Raw genomic sequence first — 21,787 nt, 5'->3', positions numbered from 1 at the left:
GTGCTTTGTAATTGTATCATGCCTCTTTTTTACTCAATAAATTGGATAATAATGTAGAATTAAAGAAATTTCATTATAAAAATAAGAGGGACTTAAAGTCCCTCTTATTTCTTATGTGTTTTATCCCGCATTAACGGGCAGTAAGACCCACCTAAAGATTCAGAGAGAAGCGAGGAAGATAGGTGGGTCTTACTGCCCGTAAAAGCCTGATTGGTTTAACTAACCATGAGCAGAAAACGTATTGATGGAAGTTTTGTTTTATTTCAGTTCTGTATATACTGTTAGTTACATATGATAGTTCGTTTAAAAAAGTAAACACACCTTACTTATCCTCGTTTTTAGGATAGTTAAAGTGTGTTTCTTTATATTATGTAATGATTTCTTATGGCGCCCATATATTGTAATAAAATAGGACGTGCGAAAGGAGGCAATGCCATGAGAATAACATTGGTTTCATTCCTCCATTTCATCATATGGAGCGGATTTTCAATTGTATTATTATTATCAGACCGTGATAAGCTGCATTACAAAGTGTTGCTCTTTTTTGTATTTTTTTATTTAGCTTATATTATTGCCAATATTATGTTGCACTCTAGAAAAGAGGCGTTTTTTTTCACTGTTGTAAATAGCGTGCTCTTTTTTATGAGTAAGCTATTATTTTTTACTGGTTAACGTTTATAAAAGTACATTGTTCTTCCATTAAAAAGCTGTAATTCCCCTTCTAATTTTTTTGCTAAAAATCTACAAAATTCATTAGCTTTTCCTTTATCCCCAAATGTTGCAGAAGGCGGTAATGTAATTTGCACAAAAGATTGTTCGTTTTCTATACCTATTCCTACATAAATGGAATGGTAGCGTTCATGATTAGACTTTAGATAGAGAGTTGTGTCAGATGTATCAACCATTTCGTATGGAAAGGCAGTACTTGAGTATGTAAAGCCGATTTGTTGGCCTGTTTTGGCTGTAATCGTTTTATAATAATGAAAGAGTTGTTTTACATCGTCTAATGAGATAGATTGCTGTTTTGACTTTGGGACAAGTTTAATGAATGCATCCTGCATAATAAGCCTCCTAATGACATAATATATCACTATTTTAACATTGTTGTAAATTTTTTGACAATTAAAAAGGGATATCTCCTTTTTTGTTTAATATATACAATATGGAAAAACCAAGAAGAAAGGAGAGCGAGAGACGATGTTTGAAAAATTATATGATGAACATGAAAAAGCAAAAGTCCGTTTTCTTGGTTTCATGACAAATGAGACTCGGTATGATTTTGGTGTAGTGTATACGACTATGTTTTTTGGTAAACCGCTTGTCGTTTGTATGCAAACTGGTCGAGCAACTCTCCTTGGACAGGATGATATTGAGGATGTGCAACATTTACAAGCTGTCTTTAAATTAAAAACGAGTGAAGAAGCAGCAGATCTTGCAGAGTTTTTTAAGTTTCTGCTACCACCTACATCCGTGCATGCTGAATATGAGGAATAATTGTTAAAAAGCAGTCGTAATTATAAAATATACGGCTGCTTTTTAATTATAAATGTTTCATACTAATAAAATTAAAAAATAATTAATGTGTCATACTTAAAAACTATTGACGAAAAAAGTATAACATATTAAAATAAAGACAGAAAGTTAAGCGGTTACAAAAAGGTCTTGGGGATTACAATAATAGGGGGAAATTTAAAATGGGAACTATCGTATGTCAAGTTTGTGAGAGCACAATTGCACATTTTGAGGATGAAAAAGTAACGGTATTATACGGAAAATGTAGCTCTAAATGCGATTGTGAGCATAAAGAGCATACTAAAGCCCAATAAATAAGGAAGCGCCTGCATATGCAGGCGTTTTTTAGTGAATTGAAGTTGTATGACCAACTGTTGCAATAATGGCATCATCTCGAATTGGAATGAGTTCAAGTTGTGTTTGTATTTTCTTCTCAGAAGCAAATCGACTCATCATACGGCTATCTATACGTGTTAGAGAGTCTGTTAAGTATGCTGATAAAAAAGCGAAAGGAATACGTCGTTGATTGAGCAAATCTATAATTTGATTTTCTGTTTTTACACCGACTCCATGCCCATAAAAAAAGAAATTTCCTAAGTAAATTGCATTCTCTCCTTGCCATTCAATTGTTGCCGGATTTACTTGTGGGTTTTTAAAATAAACAAGGTCACCAGGAACGATTTCTCCTCCGGTTTTTGTAATTAGTTTCAAATCCTTATCATAGTCCCATGTATATAAAAGCAAGTTTGCAAATAAGCGATTAAACGTTTCTTCATCGTATAGAGCTAATAGTGACTTATAGAAGATAATAATCATCGCAGTTGCACATTCTGTTCCGTATTTTTTACCATTTACAAAAATATCACGAATCGCGAAAGAGGGTAACATATTAGGGCGAAGTTGAAAGCCTCCTAAATGAGTGCGTTCCCAAAATTCAGGATTACAGTAAGATTGCCCAAATGTACGGAATTGTAATCCGCTCTGAAACAACTCTAAAGCGGAAGTAATAATATGAACACGTATATTTATATCAAAATTTAACTCTTGTAATGATTGAAAATTATATACTTCTTGATTTCCTGTCATGATTTCTAAAATTTGTTGTTTTTCCGAAAAGAAGGGGTCGTTTTCATTCTTTATATATGGATGTACAATGGAACGGCCAATTACAATCATAAGATCCCACCTATATATTTACATTCATTTTATTTGGAATTAACGGATAGTGAGATTTTATCCCAAAAATTAAGAAGAAATAAAGAAGAGTGCTACTGAGACGTGTCTAATCCCTCAAACTACCACTGATGAAAGTTTTGAGAAATTCAAGAGGAAAACCTAAGATCCCGATTGGTTCAACTAATCATCAGTAAAAAACAAACTAATGGAAGTTTCACCTTATATCGTATGAATAGGCGAGTAAAGGGTGCATAAGAAAAATACTGTGAAAATAAAGAGGTATATAATTGTAAAGAAAAAATCCCACTTCAAAGATATGAAGTGGGAAGGGCGTTATTCGCTAATTGGCTTATATTCTTTAATGACACGCAATGTTTGTAATGTCATATCTTCAGGTCCTTGCACTGGTAATCCTGCTGCTAAATTTTTTTGAATATAGTCTAAGTTTTCTTGTGTAATAATTTCACCAGGTGTAAAAATTGGAATGCCTGGTGGATAGACCATAACGAAATCTGCTATAATGCGGCCGGCCGCTTCTGCAAAAGGAACAACTTCTGTTTCAGAATAAAAGGCATCACGCGGAGATAGCGCAAGTACAGGAATTGCTGGAATTTCGACTTGTACTTGTACGCCTTTTTCTGCCATATGTTTAAATGTAGTTGACAAATCGTGTAGAGCGTGTACCAATAGATTTGTTTCTTCTTCTGTATCTCCAAGTGTAACAAGGCACAAGATATTATATAAATCAGAAAGCTCTACCTCTATATTATACTGCTCTCTTAACCATAGCTCGGCATCGTGTCCTGTAATTCCTAATTCTTTTACAGAAATGATGAGTTTTGTTGGATCATAATTAAAAGTTGCATCTGTTCCTAGTAATTCTTTACCAGGGCAATATAGATGTTCAATATCATTTACTTGTTTTCGAACTGTTTCTGCTAATTGAATTGTTTTCGTAATAATCTCTCGTCCTTCTGTTGCAAGACGTTTTCTTGCGACATCCAGCGAAGCTAGTAAAATGTAAGACGTTGAAGTTGTTGTAAGCATACTAATAATAGATTGAACATGCTTCACATTTACAAGCCCCTCTTTTACATTCAAAATGGAGCTTTGTGTTAATGAGCCGCCTAATTTATGAACACTTGTTGCGGCCATATCGGCACCAGCTTGCATTGCTGACATCGGTAGTTCATCATGAAAATGAATATGAACACCATGAGCTTCGTCCACTAAAACAGGTATATTATAGGAATGAACTAAGTCGACAATTTGTTGCAGGTCTGCTGCAAAACCAAAATATGTTGGATTAATGACAAGTAATCCTTTTGCATCAGGATGTTCTTCAAGTGCTTTTTTTACAGAAGGAATAGTAATTCCATGTGAAATTCCTAATGTTGGATCAATTTCTGGATGAATAAAAATCGGCTTTGCACCTGAAAAAATAATCGCTGACATAACAGATTTATGAACGTTACGTGGTACAAGAATTTTATCCCCAGGACCACAAACACTCATCACCATTGTCATAATTGCTCCACTTGTTCCTTGTACAGAAAAAAATGTATGATCAGCACCGAATGCTTTTGCTGCTAAATCTTGCGCTTGTTTAATCATACCTTTTGGGTGATGTAAATCATCGAGCGGTGCAATATTAATTAAATCAATTGATAATGCATTATGCCCAATAAATTCGCGGAATTCAGGATCCATTCCTTGACCTTTTTTATGGCCTGGGATATGGAATTGGATTGGATTGCGCTTGCTGTGCTCTATTAAAGCAGTAAACAATGGTGTTTCGTATTGGGACAACTTATACACCCCTTCTTCATTATTATTAATATTTATTAGTTTTGTTTTATGTTTATCCTGTTTCACTAAACAATAGTAGAGAGAAGGTCTACGCTACTAATTGAATGATCACTTTATGTTCTACAAACCAAAAGCATTATATCACCTATATTGGAAGATGTATAGAAAAATAATAATGGTAATTATCATTTTTTTTTACGCAGGAAGGTCAATGCGTAAAAAATAAGAAATAGTGTATAATGCAAAGAGTGGGACAAGTAAGATCGAAATGGAATAAATGAGGTGTTATCATGGAATATCAATATCCAATTGATTATGATTGGTCAACGGAAGAAATGGTTGCAGTAATTAAATTTTATGAAGCAATTGAGCAAGCTTATGAGAAAGGGTTGAAGAGAGAAAATCTTATGAGTTTGTATCGCCATTTTAAAGAGATTGTACCAGGGAAAGCAGAAGAAAAGAAAATCGACAAAGAATTTCAAGAAGTGAGTGGTTATTCCATTTATCGAACAATTCAAAAGGCGAAAAATTTAGAAGAAGAAGATATCGTGAAAATGTAAAAAAATTTTGAAAAATAGAACATGAAGTGTTATAATGGGATAACAACAAAAAACGGACAATACATGTATTGTCCGTTTTGCTTTATCGATTACAAATTTTATATAAAGGAAGGAGTGAGTGTAACGTCGCTTCGATTTTTTTGATAAATTGTTCATCAGTAAGATTTGTAAACTCTTCTGGAGACATATGAACTCCTACTAATAACTCTGCTTTTTTTACGGTAGATAGCCGCTCGATCATTTTCTGTAACTCTTCTAATTGAAGGGTATCATGTGATTTTACCTCAGGCTTAGTATGGTCAATGGACCAAACGAAATCATTTGGTATATTTGCTTTTAAATCATTTAAATGTTTTAAAAAGGCATGAGCCGTTTCCATTTTTTGTGGGCACTCATAAATTAAACCAAAGTATATAAAAGCATGTGTACCCCATAATCCAATTTGAAAATGTGGCAACATTTTATATCCGCGTTTATTTGTTGAAAATGCAACCCAAGTATCGTTTGGTGGATTGACTTTACGACGTGCGTGTTTTGCTACATGATAGAAAAAGGATTCACCAGTTTCTTTCGTTAAGAAATGAGCAAATTGTTCGCCGAGAGCCTCTAACTTCGGATGAATATTCATTTTAATTGCAGCCATTCTTTCTTCCAGACCATCCACAGAGAATACTGTAAAATCTTTTTCTTTGAAAATTTTTGATGTCATGGTTGTTCCCCCAACTCCTAGTTTGTTTCTATTCTAGCATAGCTTGTACAATTCATAAAAAAGATGCTTATAAAAAAATTTCAGATAAAAATACAAATTAGTTGCATAGATGATTTATCCCACATAATATAGTATAAAACAAAAAATCAGAAAATTAAGTAAATTTTCCGATTGAGGGCAAACGAATATTGGGAGGAGGCAAACGAATATGAGACAGGTAATTAATGCGTTAAAAAGAACAGATGCGGAGAAGAGAATTCCGGTGTTACGTTTAGAGTTAGATTATGAATTAGCAACTCTATATGATGCGATGATGGAAAATGATGATATGAAAAAAGAAGAATGTATGAAAAAATTAGAAGTGTTAAGACTTGAAATGATTCGGTTAGAAGCGTAATAATAGTGTATGTATAAAAATTTAGTTGGTGCGAACCTTATAAAGGGTTCGTTTTTTCTGTGAACTGTACAGATCGGAGTGTTTAAATATGCAAGAGGTGTGGAAAGAAATTGATGCGTACGCAAAACAATGGATAAAAGAGGCTGGACAGCACCTGGTTTCATCATTGAAGCAATCTCTTATTATCGAAACGAAGTCAAATGCCTCGGATTTAGTAACGAATATGGATCGGGAAATTGAACAGTTTTTTATTGGGAAAATTAAAGATACCTTTCCGGAACATTATATTCTTGGAGAAGAAGGATATGGAGATGAGTTAGCTTCATCAGATGGGATTGTGTGGTTAATTGATCCGATTGATGGTACGATGAATTTTGTTCATCAAAAGCGAAATTTTGCAATTTCAATCGGCATCTATGAGAACGGTATCGGAAAAATTGGTCTCGTATATGATCCAGTTCATGATGAGTTATATCATGCGCAAAAGGGTGCAGGAGCATTTTGTAATGATATAGAAATTCCGTTGTTACAGCCGAGTCAAGTATCCTTAGGAGTTATTGCTGTAAATGCAACGTGGCTTACTGATAATCCTCGTCTTGATATGAGAAAGATGGCACAGCTTGTAAAAGAGGCAAGAGGAACACGTTCGTATGGTTGTGCAGCACTTGAAATGGTATATGTAGCGACAGGAAGATTGGATGCATATGTGACGCCTCGGTTATCTCCATGGGATTTCGGCGGAGGAATGATTATTGTAGAAGAGGTTGGAGGCAAAGTAACGACCTTTAATGGCGATCCACTTCGAATTATTGAGAAGAGCAGCGTTCTCGTTGCAAGACCAGGTGTATATGAAGAGGTATTGCAATATGTACAATAAGAGTATAAAATCCATAGAAAAAACAAAAAAGTAAGAGGCATAGAAAATCGCTTCTTACTTTTTGTTGTTATCGTAGTTTACGCATTTTTCGTTTTGTTATAAATCCGTATCCGATTGTAAAAATCGTACCGATAATGCAAATAATAACACCGATTGGGCTGTTCTCAGCAATCATAATTCCGATACCAATCATAAAAATAACGCCAATGATAGCTGTGAATAAAAAGCGATATTGAATCTGTTCCATATATTTCACCCTCCAATTTCATTGTACTTTCACAAAAGTGAGAATACAACTATATTTTCATCCTTGATTTTATTTTGTTTGCCATTGTATCCCTTCGCTCTTATAATAGAGAAGGATTAAAAAGACACTAGGAGTTGGACATGTTGAAAAAACGAGAAGATTTACGAAATATAGCAATTATCGCCCACGTTGACCATGGTAAAACAACACTTGTTGACCAATTATTACGTCAAGCGGGGACGTTCCGTGCAAATGAGCACGTTGAAGAACGTGCAATGGATTCAAATGATTTAGAAAGAGAACGCGGTATTACTATTTTAGCGAAAAATACAGCGATTCATTATGAAGATAAAAAAATTAACATTTTAGATACACCTGGACACGCTGACTTCGGTGGTGAAGTAGAACGTATCATGAAAATGGTAGATGGTGTTTTACTTGTTGTTGATGCATATGAAGGTTGTATGCCACAAACACGATTTGTTTTAAAGAAAGCTCTTGAGCAAAATTTAACTCCAATCGTTGTAGTAAACAAAATTGACCGTGACTTTGCTCGTCCTGATGAAGTAGTTGATGAAGTAATCGATTTATTCATTGAACTTGGTGCAAGTGAAGATCAATTAGAGTTCCCTGTTGTATTTGCTTCAGCAATGAACGGAACAGCGAGCTTAGATTCAAATCCAGCAAACCAAGAAGAGAATATGAAATCATTATTTGATACAATTATTGATCATATTCCAGCACCAATCGATAACAGTGAAGAGCCACTTCAATTCCAAGTAGCACTTCTTGATTATAATGATTATGTAGGTCGTATCGGAGTTGGTCGTGTATTCCGCGGTACAATGAAAGTAGGACAACAAGTTGCATTAATGAAGGTTGATGGAAGTGTAAAACAATTCCGTGTAACAAAATTATTTGGTTACATGGGATTAAAACGTCAAGAAATTGAAGAAGCAAAAGCTGGAGACCTAGTAGCTGTTTCTGGTATGGAAGACATTAACGTTGGTGAAACGGTATGTCCAGTTGAACATCAAGAGGCATTGCCGTTATTACGTATTGATGAGCCGACACTACAAATGACATTCCTTGTAAATAACAGCCCATTTGCAGGTCGTGAAGGTAAATATATTACATCTCGTAAAATTGAAGAGCGTCTTCGTTCACAATTAGAAACAGATGTGAGTTTACGTGTAGATAATACAGAATCTCCTGATGCATGGATTGTATCTGGACGTGGAGAGTTACACTTATCTATCTTAATTGAAAACATGCGTCGTGAAGGTTATGAACTTCAAGTATCTAAGCCTGAAGTAATTATTAAAGAGGTTGATGGCGTAAGATGTGAGCCTGTAGAGCGCGTACAAATCGATGTGCCTGAAGAATACACTGGTTCTATTATGGAATCAATGGGTGCACGTAAAGGTGAAATGTTAGACATGGTGAATAACGGAAACGGTCAAGTTCGCCTTACTTTCATGGTTCCAGCACGTGGTTTAATTGGTTACACGACAGAATTCCTAACATTAACTCGTGGTTATGGTATTTTAAACCATACATTCGATTGCTACCAACCAGTACATGCTGGACAAGTTGGTGGACGTCGCCAAGGTGTTCTTGTTTCACTTGAAACAGGAAAAGCATCACAATACGGTATTATGCAAGTTGAAGATCGCGGTGTAATCTTTGTTGAACCAGGTACAGAAGTATATGCTGGTATGATTGTTGGAGAACATACACGTGAGAATGATTTAACAGTTAACGTTGTAAAAATGAAACAACAAACTAACATTCGTTCTGCGACGAAAGATCAAACTTCAACAATGAAAAAACCACGCTTAATGACTTTAGAAGAATCATTAGAGTACTTAAACGATGATGAGTTCTGTGAAGTAACTCCAGAATCAATTCGTCTTCGTAAAAAGATTCTTGATAAGAGTGAGCGCGAAAGAGCTGCTAAGAAAAAGAAATCTGTAGAAGCTTAAGTAATATAGAGCTGCCTTTTGATAAAAGGCAGCTTTTTTATTGTGATTATTTTTTGAAAATTCTCTTTTTGTTGTGGACAGTACTTTTTTTGCAGGGTACTCTTATAGTAGGTAAATTGGAAATGAAATAGAATGAGTTGTTATTCATCTGCGTGAGTAAGGGGGAAAGTGTAGTGCTTGAAAAAATGTCATTTTTTGCGAAGTTGTACAATGTAGATGTCAATCCAGAAGTGGGGATGTGGTTGCTTTACGGTACCATTATTATATTTAGCATTATTGTTTATAATTTAGGGTTTGCTAGAAAATTACCTTTATTAAAGAATGTAGTAATTTATACTGTATTAATACTTGGTTGTACTATTTTAACGTTTTTTGCTATCTTTCTACCAATAGGAGAGGGACTTGTTGTAGCGATTATTATACTTGGTATATATAAATTGCGTTTGCGTCAAGCGAAACATCAAAAAGCAAGCTAAAGGGGTAATGAAGATGCGTTCTGTGCAAGATGCAATATATAATTGGTTAACGATTAAAATTGTTGCAGAAGCTCGTCCGTATGATGAGGCTGCGCAAGAAACATATATGTTCTTTCATAATATGTTACATGAAGATCATCAGTTGAAACATATTATGGTAGAAAAAAAAGAAGATATGTATTTTGTTACATATGAAAAAGAAGGGGAAAAGAAATCAACTAGGTTTCCGCTTGAACTGATCGATTGTTTTCTAGATCAGATGAACCGTGAGCCAGAAAAATATAAATAAGCTCTTATCGTATTTGATAAGGGCTTATTTGTATGTTGCACATAGTATTGCATCATATAGGAGATGGACGTCGGTCTACTATAGAGTGATGTTTGTTTTATCTCGCTATTTCAGGATAGCAAGGGCCCGGTTGGTGATGGAAGTTTCACTTTATTGCTACCATTGTTCAAGAGGAACAGAGAAAGATGGTAAGGGGAAAATCTATTTTGGAAAACGAATGGCCCTAACGATAGGAATAAAGTCTATAATAAATACCAGTATTACATTATGTGCACAATTGTTTTTAACAAAATTTCCATGGTTATTCCACTTGTAAATTCAGCATATACTTCTTGTAATAGATTACCATTCATCTTCTACTGTTTTATCACGATACAATCTAAAATGCCCTGTTGCTTTTCGTTCTAAAGTACGTTCTGTAATCCGATCTGTACATTGTTTGCACATATATGTATGAATAGGACGGTTACGAAGCCGTTTCGCCACTGGATTTTCGTCATTTAAATCTTCTTTTTTATCGCAAAGAATACATTTGACTCTCATTTCTTCACCTCAGCACAAGTTCTATCGTACTTTAGTATATCATGGGTGCTAGATATTTTTGAACTATAGAAGAAAAAATAAATATTTTCGCAATTCGAAAAATAAGTTATTATATAAAGTGAAACAACTATCAGCGAGGAGCTTGAATTTTTGCTGATGGCTAGTTGAACCCTACGGGCAGAGTCTTACCTTCTTGGTTTCTTACATTCTTATAATGAGAGTCTTATTGCCTGTTAGAGCAGAATCAGTATGGATGATTATGGAGGTGGAAACATGGCAAACATAGTAGAACCAACATTAACAGCTATCTTAGTGCAAGCGTTGCGTGAAGAACGTATTGTCACAATTGCAACGACTGATTTTGAAAAAGATGTTCCAAATGTAAATGCAATTTCATGGGTATATGCAATGGATGAAAAATCTATCCGTTTTGCAGTGGATCAACGCTCGCGTATTGTAGAGAATTTACGCCATCGTGCAGGACTTGTTCTTACTGTTATGGCGAATGAATCTGTATATTCTATTAGTGGTGAAGCGATTATAAAATCAGAGCGGATGGAAGGTGTTCCGCTTAAATTAACTTTAATTGAAGTTTCTGTGCAAGAGGTGCGTGACGTAATGTTTTACGGTGCTAAGCTTGCTATTGAACCAAAATATGAAAAAACATACGATCTTCGTGCTGCGGCAAAGTTAGATAACCAAGTTTTATCGGCGATGAAGGATGTGTGAAAAAAAGGATGGGCAGCAAAGAAAGTTGTTCATCCTTTTTCTGTATCCCGTTACTTGCGGGTGATAACCCTCTTGCTTTAAGATTCTGAGAAAACCAAGAAGGTAGGTGAGGGAACTGCTGGCATACATCCGACTTGTTCAATTAACTATAAGTGGAGGGTGAAAAAATCAACTTATGGAAGTTTCACTTTATATTTCAAGTGATTTCTATTCTATCTCGTTTATACCGTACATATAATTATAACAATGGTTCGTCCATAATATGGATGAAACCCTTGTTCTACAAATTTCATGGTGGAGTCAGGGGGTAACAGGTTGAATAAAATTTATGTGCTAGATACAAATGTACTTTTGCAGGATCCGTTATCTATTTTTTCTTTTGAAAATAATGATGTAGTCATTCCGGCTGTTGTGCTAGAAGAAGTAGATTCAAAGAAACGTTATATGGATGAAGTTGGAAGGAACGCACGCTACGTATCAAAACTAATAGATAAATTTCGTGAACTTGGAAAACTGCATGAAAGTATTCCTCTCGAGAATGGAGGGACGTTTCGGATTGAGCTAAATCATCGTTCATTTGTTCAATTACAAGATATTTTCGTAGAAAAAACAAATGATAATCGTATTTTAGCTGTTGCCAAAAATTTATCAGTAGAAGAGCAAGAAAAAGAAGATGGAAAATCTGTCATCCTTGTAAGTAAAGATGTACTTGTAAGAGTAAAAGCTGATGCTCTAGATTTACAAGCTGAAGATTATTTGAGTGACCGTGTTACGGAAGTAGAAAACATATATACGGGCTTTTTAGAGTATTACATACAAAAAGAGATTTTAAACCGTTTTTATGAAAAAGGAGAGCTGCCTCTTTCTGAAATTGCAAATCATCCGTTTTATCCAAATCAATTTATTGTGATGAAGGATGCTTTAGGGGGGTCAAGCTCAGCTCTCGGTATTGTTGATCATTCAGGAAAAAAAATAAAAAAGATTATTTTTCCGAATGAGCAAATTTGGGGGATTCGTCCTCGAAATGTACAGCAAATTATGGGGATGGAATTATTACTACGTGAAGATATTCCTCTTGTTACATTAACTGGAAAAGCAGGGACTGGGAAGACATTATTAGCATTAGCTGCAGGGCTTATGCAAACAGAAGATTTGGGAATGTATAAAAAGCTACTTGTAGCAAGACCGATTGTTCCAGTTGGAAAAGATATTGGGTATTTACCAGGAGAGAAAGCAGAGAAGTTAAGGCCTTGGATGCAACCTATTCATGATAATTTAGAATATTTATTCAATACAAAAAAACCTGGAGAATTAGATGCAATTTTAGCGGGAATGGGTTCTATTGAAGTGGAAGCTTTAACGTATATTCGTGGACGGAGTATCCCAGAGCAGTTTATTATTATAGATGAAGCGCAAAATTTAACAAAACATGAAGTGAAGACAATTTTAACGCGTGTTGGAGAGAGAAGTAAAATTGTTTTAATGGGAGATCCGCAACAAATTGACCATCCGTATTTAGATGAATATAATAATGGCTTAACATATGTTGTAGAAAAGTTTAAAGAACAAAAAATTAGTGGGCATGTGAAATTTGTGAAAGGTGAGCGCTCTAATTTAGCGCAACTAGCAGCGGATTTATTGTAGGAGAGAGTGGTGAAAAGCCACTCTTATTTGTTTATCCCGCTATTCTCGGAAGAGGTCCTGAGAATAGCGGGATAACGGCCCGTAAAAGTCCAATTGGTGAGGAGGGCCCTACTGATGGAAGTTTCACTTTACACGATGGTAAACTTTCGAATATATCGAATTGGATCATTGATATTAGAGCTATCTCCGAAATAAAGATGAACAGGACCATCTTCTTTTAGTGGCTTTCCGTTTTTAGAAAAGCCGAGAATAGCATCCTTTGCTTTTTGTAATGAAATAGTTGTGATGCCGGTTTCTGTATGAATTTCTACATGAGTTGCATCGCTGGAAATTTCGGAATTTTGTAAAAAGGGAGCGAGCGGTATACCAAATGTCCCTGTAATGATTTTCTCTTTTTCAAATTTTGCAATGCTTTTATTGACAGGCGGGAAAATAGCTCCTTCTCTAATTTCACGATCCCAATGTTTAGATGCTTGTTTCGTATAGTGTTCTAATTCATTTGTTGTTTCTTTTGGATTTGTAAAGTATGTTGTTAAGTCAACTTTTCGATCATCAAAAATCCAGACACTTGGATCAATTGTAATTGGAAAGCGTACATTTCCGTTAATAAATAAAATTTCACTCATTATTGTTCCCCCATTTGTCTTATACTCCCACTTTTCAGTATAATAGGACTAGGGACAATTGTCACAGGAAATGTTTCTATTGCAATTTATGAAAACTATCGCTAATATTAATAGATAGGATAGGAGAGTAGGACGGAAACGGAGGGAACCAATTTGACGTCTGAGACAGTAACAAATCATCAGGAAAAGGCACTTGCCCTTCTACAAGCTGATGCAGAGAAAATTCTAAGACTTATTAAGGTGCAAATGGATAACCTTACGATGCCGCAATGTCCATTATACGAAGAGGTGCTCGACACACAAATGTTTGGCTTATCCCGTGAAGTTGATTTTGCGGTTCGTCTTGGTCTCATTGCGGAAGAGCAAGGTAGGGAAATATTAGGAGAATTAGAACGAGAGCTATCGGCACTGCATGAAGCTTCTACAAACAAACAATAATAGCTGGTTCAAATAAGGAGCTCAAACTGAATCAGTTTGAGCTTTTTTGTGCAAAAAAATGATTTTCCTGAAAAGCAGGAAGAACACAAATACATATGGAATACAACTGTTAAAAAAGAAAAGAGAAAGAGGATTTTGAATGAAAAGAGTCTGGAAGTCCATAGATTATTCTTTAGTGCTTCCTCTTGTTATCGTATGCGTGCTCGGAGTCATTATGGTGTATAGTGCCAGTTCTATCGTTGCGATTACAAAGTATTATCCGAAATATGGATGGACGAGCGATCACTTTTTTCGATCGCAGTTAAAAGCAATGTTAGTTGGGACAATCGGGTTGATTGTTATCATGTTTATTCCTTTTCAAGTATGGAGGAAGCGCATGGTTACCGTTTTAATTGTTGTTGGTAGCATCGGTATGCTGCTAATAGTATTAAAATGGGGAACGGTTGTAAACAATGCAAAATCATGGGTATTTGGGATGCAGCCTTCAGAGTTTATCAAAGTAGGAATTATCATTGTATTAGCGCGTTTCTATGCAAAAAAGCAAACGACAGATGGACCAATTTGGCACGGTGCTGGTCGAGTAGTTGCTTTTTTAGCAATTACAATTTATTTAATTTTGAAACAGCCTGACTTAGGAACAACATTATTAATTCTTTCAACGATTGGAATCATGACGTTCTGTTCGGGCATACCGTTTCAACTTTGGATGAAACGAATTGCCCTTACATCTATTATATGGATTCCCTTGGGATATTTCATAGGGAAAAATGTTTTAACAGATGTTCAAATCGCACGTTTCACCACATTTTGGAATCCATTTGCGGATCCGCAGGGAAAAGGATTTCAATTAATTAATTCGTTTGTTGCAATCGCTTCTGGTGGTATAAGTGGTAGAGGGTTAGGAAATAGTATCCAAAAGTATGGGTATTTACCAGAGCCACATACAGACTTTATTATGGCAATTGTATCTGAGGAATTAGGTTTCGTTGGAGTAGCGATTATTTTAATATGTTTACTAGTCATAGTCGTCCGTGCTTTTCGAGTTGCACAAAAATGTCAAGATCCTTTTGGGAGTCTACTTGCAATCGGAATAGGTAGTATGATTGGTGTGCAAGCAATTGTAAACTTAGGCGGAGTTACTGGATTTTTGCCGCTTACTGGTGTGCCTTTACCATTTGTTAGCTATGGTGGTACTTCTTTAGTAGCAAACTTACTAGCTATGGGGATTTTATTAAATGTAGCTAGCTCTGTAAAACAGAGAGAAAAAAGAGAACAACAAGGGCGGGAGCAACAGCAACAGCCTAAACAAGAGAGACACCTCGTTGTTGTAAAATAAAGAAGCTTTGTACAAGTGTACAAAGCTTCTTTTTGTGCATAATTTTAGAAAAAAGGACCTATTTTTCTGTTTTTGATTAAAAAGTATATCACATTTAATTAAATGTGTTTTACAAAAAGCTTGGTTGCGTATTGAAATTTATGCTATACTAATTTTGTGAGACAAATTGGACAGAAAGCTTATCATTTGTCTAAAAATAAGGTATGATGAATAAAAATAAAGTGCAACTTTCGGATAGTGAATACCACTGCTAGAAGTAAGGTACTTATTCCTGCTAAAGCAGGGCAAATTTATGTTGTTATGAATGATAGAAAAATAGAGGGGGAAAATCATGAAAAAGCTGCAACGTATTCAAAAAGTATTAGTAGCTAACCGCGGTGAAATTGCGATTCGTGTGTTTCGAGCTTGTACAGAATTAGGACTACGCACAGTTGCGATTTACTCGAAAGAAGATAGCGGTTCATATCATCGATATAAAGCAGATGAAGCGTATTTGGTAGGAGAGGGTAAAAAGCCAATCGATGCATATCTTGATATTGAAGGTATTATTGAAATCGCAAAACGCAATCATGTTGATGCAATTCACCCAGGATATGGTTTTTTGTCAGAAAATATTGAATTTGCAAAACGTTGTGAAGAAGAAGGTATTATCTTTATTGGTCCAAAGAGTAAACATTTAGATATGTTTGGGGATAAAGTGAAGGCAAGAACACAAGCACAATTAGCCAATATTCCTGTCATTCCTGGTAGTGATGGTCCGATAAGTATAATTGAAGAAATAGAGAGTTTTGCTAAAGCGTATGATTACCCGATTATTATTAAAGCAGCTCTTGGTGGTGGCGGTCGTGGAATGCGTGTCGTACGCAGCGAAGATGAATTAAAAGAAGCATATAACCGTGCGAAATCCGAGGCGAAAGCAGCGTTTGGTAATGATGAAGTATATGTTGAAAAGTTTGTTGAAAACCCAAAGCATATTGAAGTGCAAATATTGGCAGATGAACAAGGTAATGTCGTTCATTTATATGAGAGAGATTGCTCGGTGCAGCGCCGTCATCAAAAAGTTGTAGAAGTAGCACCAAGTGTGTCTCTTTCAGAAGAACTTCGCAATCGTATTTGTGAAGCTGCAGTTCAATTAACGAAAAATGTCAATTATGTGAACGCAGGGACAGTTGAGTTTCTTGTAAAAGAAAACAATTTCTATTTTATTGAAGTAAATCCACGTGTCCAAGTTGAACATACGATTACAGAAATGATTACAGGCATTGATATCGTTCAATCACAAATTTTGATTGCTGATGGCTATGCTTTACATAGCGAAAGAGTAAGTATTCCAAAACAAGAAGATATAATTACACACGGATTTGCGATTCAATCTCGTGTGACAACAGAAGATCCGCTTAATAACTTCATGCCAGATACAGGGAAAATTATGGCATATCGTTCTGGTGGTGGTTTTGGTGTACGTTTAGATACAGGAAACAGCTTCCAAGGTGCAGTTATTACACCGTATTATGACTCATTACTTGTAAAAGTAACAACTTGGGCGTTAACGTTTGAACAAGCAGCAGCTAAAATGGAACGTAATTTAAAGGAATTCCGTATTCGTGGTATTAAAACAAATATTCCGTTTCTAGAAAACGTTGTAAAACATAAGAACTTTTTAACAGGAGAATATGATACATCGTTTATCGATTCTTCACCGGAATTATTTGTATTTCCGAAACGAAAAGACCGCGGTACAAAAATGCTATCATACATTGGCACAGTAACAGTCAACGGATTTCCTGGAGTAGGAAAACAAGAAAAACCGATTTTTGCAGAAGCGCGCGTTCCAAATGTGAAATATACTGAACCGATTCCAACTGGTACGAAGCAAATTTTAGATGAGCGCGGAGCTGATGGATTAGTAAAATGGGTTCAAGAACAAAAACAAGTTTTATTAACGGATACTACATTCCGTGATGCGCATCAGTCATTATTAGCAACACGTATCCGTACACAAGAGTTAGAAAAAATTGCTGAACCAACAGCAAGAATGCTACCGAATTTATTTTCGGCAGAAATGTGGGGCGGAGCAACATTTGATGTCGCGTATCGTTTCTTAAAAGAAGATCCATGGGAACGTTTATTACAATTACGTGAGAGCATGCCAAATGTATTATTCCAAATGCTTCTTCGTGCATCAAATGCAGTAGGATATAAAAACTATCCAGATAACTTAATTCAAAAGTTTGTAGAGTGTTCTGCGCAAGCTGGTATTGATGTATTCCGTATTTTTGATAGTCTAAACTGGGTAGAAGGTATGCGCGTTGCGATTGATGCTGTACGTCAAAACGGTAAAATTGCAGAGGCAACAATGTGTTACACAGGTGATATCCATGATCCAATGCGCAGTAAATATGATTTGAATTACTATAAAAACTTAGCAAAAGAGTTAGAGGCATCAGGTGCTCATATTTTAGGTATTAAAGATATGGCAGGATTATTAAAACCAAATGCAGCATATGATTTAGTTTCCGCATTAAAAGAGACGGTATCGATTCCAGTTCATCTTCATACGCATGATACGAGCGGAAACGGTGTATTAACATATGCGAAAGCAATTGAAGCTGGAGTTGACATTGTAGACGTTGCGGTAAGCTCTATGGCAGGATTAACATCTCAGCCGAGCGCTAATACGTTGTACTATGCATTAGAAGGAAATGAAAGACAACCGAATGTAGATGTGAAATCTTTAGAGAAGCTCTCTCATTATTGGGAAGATGTTCGTAAATATTATTCTTCATTTGAAAGTGGAATGAATGCACCGCATACAGAAGTGTACATGCATGAAATGCCAGGTGGTCAATATAGTAATCTACAGCAACAAGCAAAAGCTGTCGGTTTAGGAGATCGTTTTGATGAAGTGAAAGTGATGTATCGCCGTGTCAACGATATGTTTGGTGATATTGTTAAAGTAACTCCATCGTCAAAAGTAGTGGGTGATATGGCTCTATTTATGGTACAAAATCATTTAACAGAGAAAGATATTTATGAGCGTGGTCACGCATTAGACTTCCCAGGATCAGTTGTAGAAATGTTCTCTGGTGATCTTGGACAACCGTACGGTGGTTTCCCGAAAGAGTTACAAGAAATTATTTTAAAAGGAAAAGAACCTTTAACAGTAAGACCAGGTGAACTGTTAGAACCAATTGATTTTGAAGGGGTAAAAGAAGAGTTATTCCATAAGCTTGGTCGTGAAGTAACGATGTTTGATATTGTAGCGTATGCGTTATATCCGAAAGTATTTATGGACTATCAAAAAGTTGCAGAGCAATATGGAAATATCTCTGTTCTTGATACACCAACATTCTTCTATGGTATGAGGCTTGGTGAGGAGCTTGGTGTGGAAATTGAACGTGGTAAAACATTAATTGTGAAATTAGTTTCGATTGGAGAACCACAATTAGATGGTACACGTGTTGTCTATTTTGAATTTAACGGACAACCTCGTGAAATTGTTGTAAAAGATGAAAGTATCAAAGCAACAGTTTCACAACGAGTGAAGGGGAATCGCGAAAACCCAAATCATATTAATGCAACAATGCCGGGAACTGTAATTAAAGTAGTAGTCAATGAAGGAGATACAGTAAAAAAAGGTGATTCCATGGCAATTACAGAAGCGATGAAAATGGAAACAACTGTACAAGCTCCATTTACTGGTACGGTGAAAAAAGTGTATGTGAAAGATGGAGAGGCAATTCAAACAGGTGATTTGTTGATTGAATTGGAACAATAAAATAAAGTGAAACTTCCGTCAGTGGGGGGTCTTCATCCTCCACTGATGGTTAGTTGAACCAATCGGGCTTTTACGGCCCGTTAATGTGGGATGAAACTGCTATGTGTACGATTTTTTACATATCTTACTCATTTGGCAGTTGTAAAAGATAAAAATAAAAAAGAGCTGCATCAAGCAGCTCTTTTTGCTTTTTGAAAATAATAACTTGTCGCAATAGAAAAGTTATTATATTAGTTTCTTTTGCTGTGTAGTATGATTCATTTCTGTTTTTTGTATGTTTGATTTACTACGTGTTGCTAGCATAACTAAATAGCATAATACAGCAAATAAGCATGATATAAAGAGTGAATGTAGAAGTGACATCGTTAAGCTTGCCCCTGTGAATACAACTAAAATACCAGAGATTGCTTGACACATCACAAGGCCAAATGCTGTGATCCACCCATAATATATAACAGCTTGTTGTTTATATTGCCGGATAGCTATAATCATTGCGTATAAAATCCAAACAAAAATTAATGTAGCGGCAAATCGATGTCCCATTTGTACCCATTCATGAAATTGCGTTGGAAATGGACTGTTTCTGCTGCATAATGGAAAAGTTGGACATGCTAAGCTTGCATGTTCATGACGTACCAATGCCCCTGTATAGACAACAATGTAACTGTAAATTGTTACACCGTAAATATGAAATTTCATCTTCTTATCAATATTAAGTGAGTGGACATCAAACTTTTTATCAATTTCAAAGATGAGGAGTGTCAATAAAATAACAGCAGCAAATGAAATAAGAGAGATACCGAAATGAATTGCTAATACAGCTGGAACTTGTCCCCATACAACTGCAGCTGCTCCCATGAGTGCTTGAGCTACTAAAAATGCGAAAGACAGAATGGCAAGGGTTTTTGTTTCCCGAACATGTCCGTAGTATTTCCAAGCTAAGACACATAGTAGTGTAACAAGAATCCCTGCAGAGCCTGAAGTAAGGCGATGACTCAGCTCAATAATTGTGTGCATTGATAGGTGCGAGGAAAGCAATTCCCCGTTACATAGCGGCCAAGATTTACCACACCCTTGTCCTGAACCAGTCTTAGTAACTAATGCTCCGCCAAGGAGAACACATAATAAATCAAAACTCGTAATGACTGCTAACCATTTTATAAAACGTTGCAATCCTTTTCACCAGCTTTCTATTCTAAAGTTATTGTGCAATATTTTAATGAAATAAATATTATAGAAACAGAAATGCACTACAGTCCTATGATATATAAAATCTTATAAAATAGCAAAGGGGGACAGGAAAGGAGAAGGTAAGATGAAATAATACTAAAATCCAGAAAATAAATTGCTTATTTTAACAAAATTAGGGGATTTTATAAATAAATAAACGGAAATACATGCGGAATTTGACAAAATGGTTTATTATAAAAGGTAATTACGTGCTATTATGAAGTGAGTAGGGAAAAACTTTTTTAATCATAGACACAAAAAGTTCATGTTTTCTTCACAATTTTTTCATGAAATATGTTTTAATATATTCGAGTGAGAAGTGTATATTAATAGCAGAACCATAAAACAACATTTCTACTGTAATAATATTGTTATATAGAAGCTAAAGAGTGTTTTATTTCGAATAAAATGCTCATTGCAGAGTAATTATGATGAAAGTTTTAGAGGGGGTTGAAACGATGAGCCATGCAACAAGTCAATTGCATGAGGAATCAACCGTAACGGATGTGCCGGAAACAAGTCGTGTACAAGATTTGTTAGCGCTTGTAAAAATGGGAATTGTAAATTCAAATACATTAACGGTATTTACTGGTTTTTGGTTGGCTCTACATTTTAATGGATTAAACTTTGTGGATCAGCTGGATAAAATGTTTTTCACAATTGCTGGTTCTGCACTTATTATGGCAGGATCATGTAGTTTGAATAACTACATTGATCGTGATATTGATCATTTAATGGAACGAACAAAAAATCGTCCGACAGTAACTGGAAAAATGAAACCAAATTTTGTATTAACATTTGGTATTGTACTATTATTATTAGGTTTCGTATTCTTGCTTCTTACAACACCGATGGCTGCATTTATTGGTTTTATTGGAGCTTTCACATATGTTGTTCTTTATTCATTATGGACAAAGAGAGCATACACACTTAATACAGTAGTAGGTAGTGTATCAGGAGCAGTTCCACCTTTAATTGGTTGGGCAGCTATTGATCCAAGTTTGAATCATCCTATTGCTTGGATGTTATTCTTAATTATGTTTATTTGGCAAATCCCACACTTCCTCGCTCTTGCGATGAAACGTGTTGAAGAATATCGCAATGCAGGTATTCCAATGCTTCCTGTTGTGTATGGATTTGATATTACAAAACGTCAAATTATGATTTGGACAGTATGCTTATTGCCACTGCCATTTTATATGAGTGCACTTGGAGTAACATTTATGATAATTGCAACATTGCTTAACATCGGTTGGATCGTGTTAGGGTTTTATGGCTACCGTAAGAAAGATGACATCAAATGGTCCGTGCAAATGTTTGTATACTCCTTGAATTACTTAACAATCTTATTTATTTCAATGATTGTTGTAACATTCTTCTAAGACAACGACATAAGGGGATTTCTTTACATTGAGATTTACTTTAC

23 protein-coding genes are annotated in these 21,787 nt (G+C 35.5%); 15 read left to right on the top strand and 8 right to left on the bottom strand.

Annotated elements, in window-relative coordinates:
- Positions 1-435 precede the first annotated feature (435 nt).
- Positions 436-672 (top strand): hypothetical protein, encoded by a 237-nt coding sequence (locus CN326_RS01860; RefSeq protein WP_098305671.1) that lies wholly within the window; start codon positions 436-438, stop codon positions 670-672.
- On the opposite strand, the gene CN326_RS01855 is transcribed toward CN326_RS01860, so the two are convergent.
- Positions 669-1,061, bottom strand: a complete 393-nt coding sequence (locus tag CN326_RS01855; protein WP_098305669.1) for a DUF1885 family protein — start codon at positions 1,059-1,061, stop codon at positions 669-671. The genes CN326_RS01860 and CN326_RS01855 overlap by 4 nt on opposite strands.
- Before the next feature lie 136 nt (positions 1,062-1,197).
- Here CN326_RS01855 and CN326_RS01850 point away from each other — a divergent pair, with 136 nt between their 5' ends.
- Both CN326_RS01850 and CN326_RS01845 read left to right on the top strand, forming a co-directional pair.
- Positions 1,198-1,494 (top strand): DUF3055 domain-containing protein, encoded by a 297-nt coding sequence (locus CN326_RS01850; RefSeq protein ID WP_098305667.1) that lies wholly within the window; start codon positions 1,198-1,200, stop codon positions 1,492-1,494.
- A 200-nt stretch (positions 1,495-1,694) separates the two neighbouring features.
- Positions 1,695-1,826 (top strand): GapA-binding peptide SR1P, encoded by a 132-nt coding sequence (locus CN326_RS01845; protein WP_098305665.1) that lies wholly within the window; start codon positions 1,695-1,697, stop codon positions 1,824-1,826.
- A 31-nt stretch (positions 1,827-1,857) separates the two neighbouring features.
- Here CN326_RS01845 and CN326_RS01840 read toward each other — a convergent pair whose 3' ends face one another.
- Both CN326_RS01840 and CN326_RS01835 read right to left on the bottom strand, forming a co-directional pair.
- The gene (locus CN326_RS01840; RefSeq protein WP_098305663.1) at positions 1,858-2,688 is read right to left on the bottom strand and encodes a protein-glutamine gamma-glutamyltransferase; all 831 of its coding nucleotides are present in this window, start codon (positions 2,686-2,688) and stop codon (positions 1,858-1,860) included.
- Positions 2,689-3,021: 333 nt separating this feature from the next.
- Positions 3,022-4,497, bottom strand: coding sequence for an aminotransferase class I/II-fold pyridoxal phosphate-dependent enzyme (locus CN326_RS01835; RefSeq protein WP_301287713.1), 1,476 nt, complete (start codon positions 4,495-4,497; stop codon positions 3,022-3,024).
- A gap of 290 nt (positions 4,498-4,787) precedes the next feature.
- On the opposite strand from CN326_RS01835, the gene CN326_RS01830 reads away from it, so the two are divergent.
- On the top strand, positions 4,788-5,057 hold the full coding sequence (locus CN326_RS01830) for a UPF0223 family protein (protein WP_098305659.1): 270 nt from the start codon (positions 4,788-4,790) through the stop codon (positions 5,055-5,057).
- 82 nt (positions 5,058-5,139) lie between these two features.
- Here the strand turns inward: CN326_RS01830 and CN326_RS01825 are convergent, their stop codons facing one another.
- Complete coding sequence (locus CN326_RS01825) at positions 5,140-5,766, bottom strand: YktB family protein (RefSeq protein WP_098305657.1); 627 nt, start codon at positions 5,764-5,766, stop codon at positions 5,140-5,142.
- A gap of 208 nt (positions 5,767-5,974) precedes the next feature.
- Here CN326_RS01825 and CN326_RS01820 point away from each other — a divergent pair, with 208 nt between their 5' ends.
- Both CN326_RS01820 and CN326_RS01815 read left to right on the top strand, forming a co-directional pair.
- The gene (locus tag CN326_RS01820; RefSeq protein ID WP_035429204.1) at positions 5,975-6,163 is read left to right on the top strand and encodes a hypothetical protein; all 189 of its coding nucleotides are present in this window, start codon (positions 5,975-5,977) and stop codon (positions 6,161-6,163) included.
- An 88-nt stretch (positions 6,164-6,251) separates the two neighbouring features.
- Positions 6,252-7,040: an inositol monophosphatase family protein gene (locus tag CN326_RS01815; protein WP_098305655.1), complete on the top strand. Its 789-nt coding sequence runs from the start codon at positions 6,252-6,254 to the stop codon at positions 7,038-7,040.
- 67 nt (positions 7,041-7,107) lie between these two features.
- Here the strand turns inward: CN326_RS01815 and CN326_RS01810 are convergent, their stop codons facing one another.
- A complete protein-coding gene (locus CN326_RS01810) occupies positions 7,108-7,287 on the bottom strand; it encodes a DUF5325 family protein (RefSeq protein WP_098305653.1) in 180 nt (59 codons plus the stop codon).
- Between the two features lie 140 nt (positions 7,288-7,427).
- Here CN326_RS01810 and typA point away from each other — a divergent pair, with 140 nt between their 5' ends.
- The 3 genes from typA to CN326_RS01795 all read left to right on the top strand — a co-directional run bounded on the left by typA (position 7,428) and on the right by CN326_RS01795 (position 10,037).
- Positions 7,428-9,272, top strand: coding sequence for a translational GTPase TypA (gene typA, locus CN326_RS01805; protein ID WP_098305651.1), 1,845 nt, complete (start codon positions 7,428-7,430; stop codon positions 9,270-9,272).
- 173 nt (positions 9,273-9,445) lie between these two features.
- Positions 9,446-9,748 (top strand): YlaH-like family protein, encoded by a 303-nt coding sequence (locus CN326_RS01800; RefSeq protein ID WP_098305649.1) that lies wholly within the window; start codon positions 9,446-9,448, stop codon positions 9,746-9,748.
- Between the two features lie 13 nt (positions 9,749-9,761).
- Positions 9,762-10,037, top strand: coding sequence for a hypothetical protein (locus CN326_RS01795; RefSeq protein WP_098305647.1), 276 nt, complete (start codon positions 9,762-9,764; stop codon positions 10,035-10,037).
- 342 nt (positions 10,038-10,379) lie between these two features.
- Here the strand turns inward: CN326_RS01795 and CN326_RS01790 are convergent, their stop codons facing one another.
- Positions 10,380-10,580, bottom strand: coding sequence for a YlaI family protein (locus tag CN326_RS01790; protein WP_141524951.1), 201 nt, complete (start codon positions 10,578-10,580; stop codon positions 10,380-10,382).
- A 273-nt stretch (positions 10,581-10,853) separates the two neighbouring features.
- On the opposite strand from CN326_RS01790, the gene CN326_RS01785 reads away from it, so the two are divergent.
- On the top strand, positions 10,854-11,309 hold the full coding sequence (locus tag CN326_RS01785) for a pyridoxamine 5'-phosphate oxidase family protein (protein ID WP_098305645.1): 456 nt from the start codon (positions 10,854-10,856) through the stop codon (positions 11,307-11,309).
- Positions 11,310-11,624: 315 nt separating this feature from the next.
- Positions 11,625-12,953, top strand: a complete 1,329-nt coding sequence (locus CN326_RS01780; protein WP_098305643.1) for a PhoH family protein — start codon at positions 11,625-11,627, stop codon at positions 12,951-12,953.
- A 128-nt stretch (positions 12,954-13,081) separates the two neighbouring features.
- Here the strand turns inward: CN326_RS01780 and CN326_RS01775 are convergent, their stop codons facing one another.
- Entirely contained in the window at positions 13,082-13,579 is a 498-nt protein-coding gene (locus CN326_RS01775) for a molybdopterin-binding protein (protein WP_098305641.1), read from the bottom strand.
- A gap of 153 nt (positions 13,580-13,732) precedes the next feature.
- Here CN326_RS01775 and CN326_RS01770 point away from each other — a divergent pair, with 153 nt between their 5' ends.
- The 3 genes from CN326_RS01770 (at position 13,733) to pyc (ending at position 19,131) form a co-directional block, all read left to right on the top strand.
- On the top strand, positions 13,733-14,017 hold the full coding sequence (locus CN326_RS01770) for an Fpa/YlaN family protein (protein WP_098305639.1): 285 nt from the start codon (positions 13,733-13,735) through the stop codon (positions 14,015-14,017).
- Between the two features lie 139 nt (positions 14,018-14,156).
- Entirely contained in the window at positions 14,157-15,353 is a 1,197-nt protein-coding gene (locus tag CN326_RS01765; protein ID WP_098305637.1) for an FtsW/RodA/SpoVE family cell cycle protein, read from the top strand.
- Between the two features lie 331 nt (positions 15,354-15,684).
- On the top strand, positions 15,685-19,131 hold the full coding sequence (pyc, locus tag CN326_RS01760; protein WP_098305635.1) for a pyruvate carboxylase: 3,447 nt from the start codon (positions 15,685-15,687) through the stop codon (positions 19,129-19,131).
- Positions 19,132-19,356: 225 nt separating this feature from the next.
- Here pyc and CN326_RS01755 read toward each other — a convergent pair whose 3' ends face one another.
- Positions 19,357-20,304 carry a COX15/CtaA family protein gene (locus CN326_RS01755; RefSeq protein WP_098305633.1) on the bottom strand — a complete coding sequence of 316 codons (948 nt, stop codon included), beginning with the start codon at positions 20,302-20,304 and terminating at the stop codon, positions 19,357-19,359.
- Between the two features lie 515 nt (positions 20,305-20,819).
- Here CN326_RS01755 and cyoE point away from each other — a divergent pair.
- The gene (gene cyoE, locus CN326_RS01750) at positions 20,820-21,743 is read left to right on the top strand and encodes a heme o synthase (RefSeq protein WP_098305631.1); all 924 of its coding nucleotides are present in this window, start codon (positions 20,820-20,822) and stop codon (positions 21,741-21,743) included.
- The last annotated feature ends 44 nt before the right edge of the window (positions 21,744-21,787 follow it).

It is taken from the genome of Bacillus sp. AFS018417, from assembly GCF_002560985.1.
Classification (GTDB): domain Bacteria; phylum Bacillota; class Bacilli; order Bacillales; family Bacillaceae_G; genus Bacillus_A; species Bacillus_A rhizoplanae.
Note: the sequence above shows the minus strand (reverse complement) of the source record. Positions and strands in the feature narration are given on the sequence as shown.

Coding starts and splice junctions, on each gene's coding strand:
- CN326_RS01860 (WP_098305671.1), top strand. CDS start 436: ATGAGAATAACATTGGTTTCATTCCTCCATTTCATCATATGGAGCGGA.
- CN326_RS01855 (WP_098305669.1), bottom strand. CDS start 1,061: ATGCAGGATGCATTCATTAAACTTGTCCCAAAGTCAAAACAGCAATCT.
- CN326_RS01850 (WP_098305667.1), top strand. CDS start 1,198: ATGTTTGAAAAATTATATGATGAACATGAAAAAGCAAAAGTCCGTTTT.
- CN326_RS01845 (WP_098305665.1), top strand. CDS start 1,695: ATGGGAACTATCGTATGTCAAGTTTGTGAGAGCACAATTGCACATTTT.
- CN326_RS01840 (WP_098305663.1), bottom strand. CDS start 2,688: ATGATTGTAATTGGCCGTTCCATTGTACATCCATATATAAAGAATGAA.
- CN326_RS01830 (WP_098305659.1), top strand. CDS start 4,788: ATGGAATATCAATATCCAATTGATTATGATTGGTCAACGGAAGAAATG.
- CN326_RS01825 (WP_098305657.1), bottom strand. CDS start 5,766: ATGACATCAAAAATTTTCAAAGAAAAAGATTTTACAGTATTCTCTGTG.
- CN326_RS01820 (WP_035429204.1), top strand. CDS start 5,975: ATGAGACAGGTAATTAATGCGTTAAAAAGAACAGATGCGGAGAAGAGA.
- CN326_RS01815 (WP_098305655.1), top strand. CDS start 6,252: ATGCAAGAGGTGTGGAAAGAAATTGATGCGTACGCAAAACAATGGATA.
- CN326_RS01810 (WP_098305653.1), bottom strand. CDS start 7,287: ATGGAACAGATTCAATATCGCTTTTTATTCACAGCTATCATTGGCGTT.
- typA (WP_098305651.1), top strand. CDS start 7,428: ATGTTGAAAAAACGAGAAGATTTACGAAATATAGCAATTATCGCCCAC.
- CN326_RS01795 (WP_098305647.1), top strand. CDS start 9,762: ATGCGTTCTGTGCAAGATGCAATATATAATTGGTTAACGATTAAAATT.
- CN326_RS01790 (WP_141524951.1), bottom strand. CDS start 10,580: ATGAGAGTCAAATGTATTCTTTGCGATAAAAAAGAAGATTTAAATGAC.
- CN326_RS01785 (WP_098305645.1), top strand. CDS start 10,854: ATGGCAAACATAGTAGAACCAACATTAACAGCTATCTTAGTGCAAGCG.
- CN326_RS01775 (WP_098305641.1), bottom strand. CDS start 13,579: ATGAGTGAAATTTTATTTATTAACGGAAATGTACGCTTTCCAATTACA.
- CN326_RS01765 (WP_098305637.1), top strand. CDS start 14,157: ATGAAAAGAGTCTGGAAGTCCATAGATTATTCTTTAGTGCTTCCTCTT.
- pyc (WP_098305635.1), top strand. CDS start 15,685: ATGAAAAAGCTGCAACGTATTCAAAAAGTATTAGTAGCTAACCGCGGT.
- cyoE (WP_098305631.1), top strand. CDS start 20,820: ATGAGCCATGCAACAAGTCAATTGCATGAGGAATCAACCGTAACGGAT.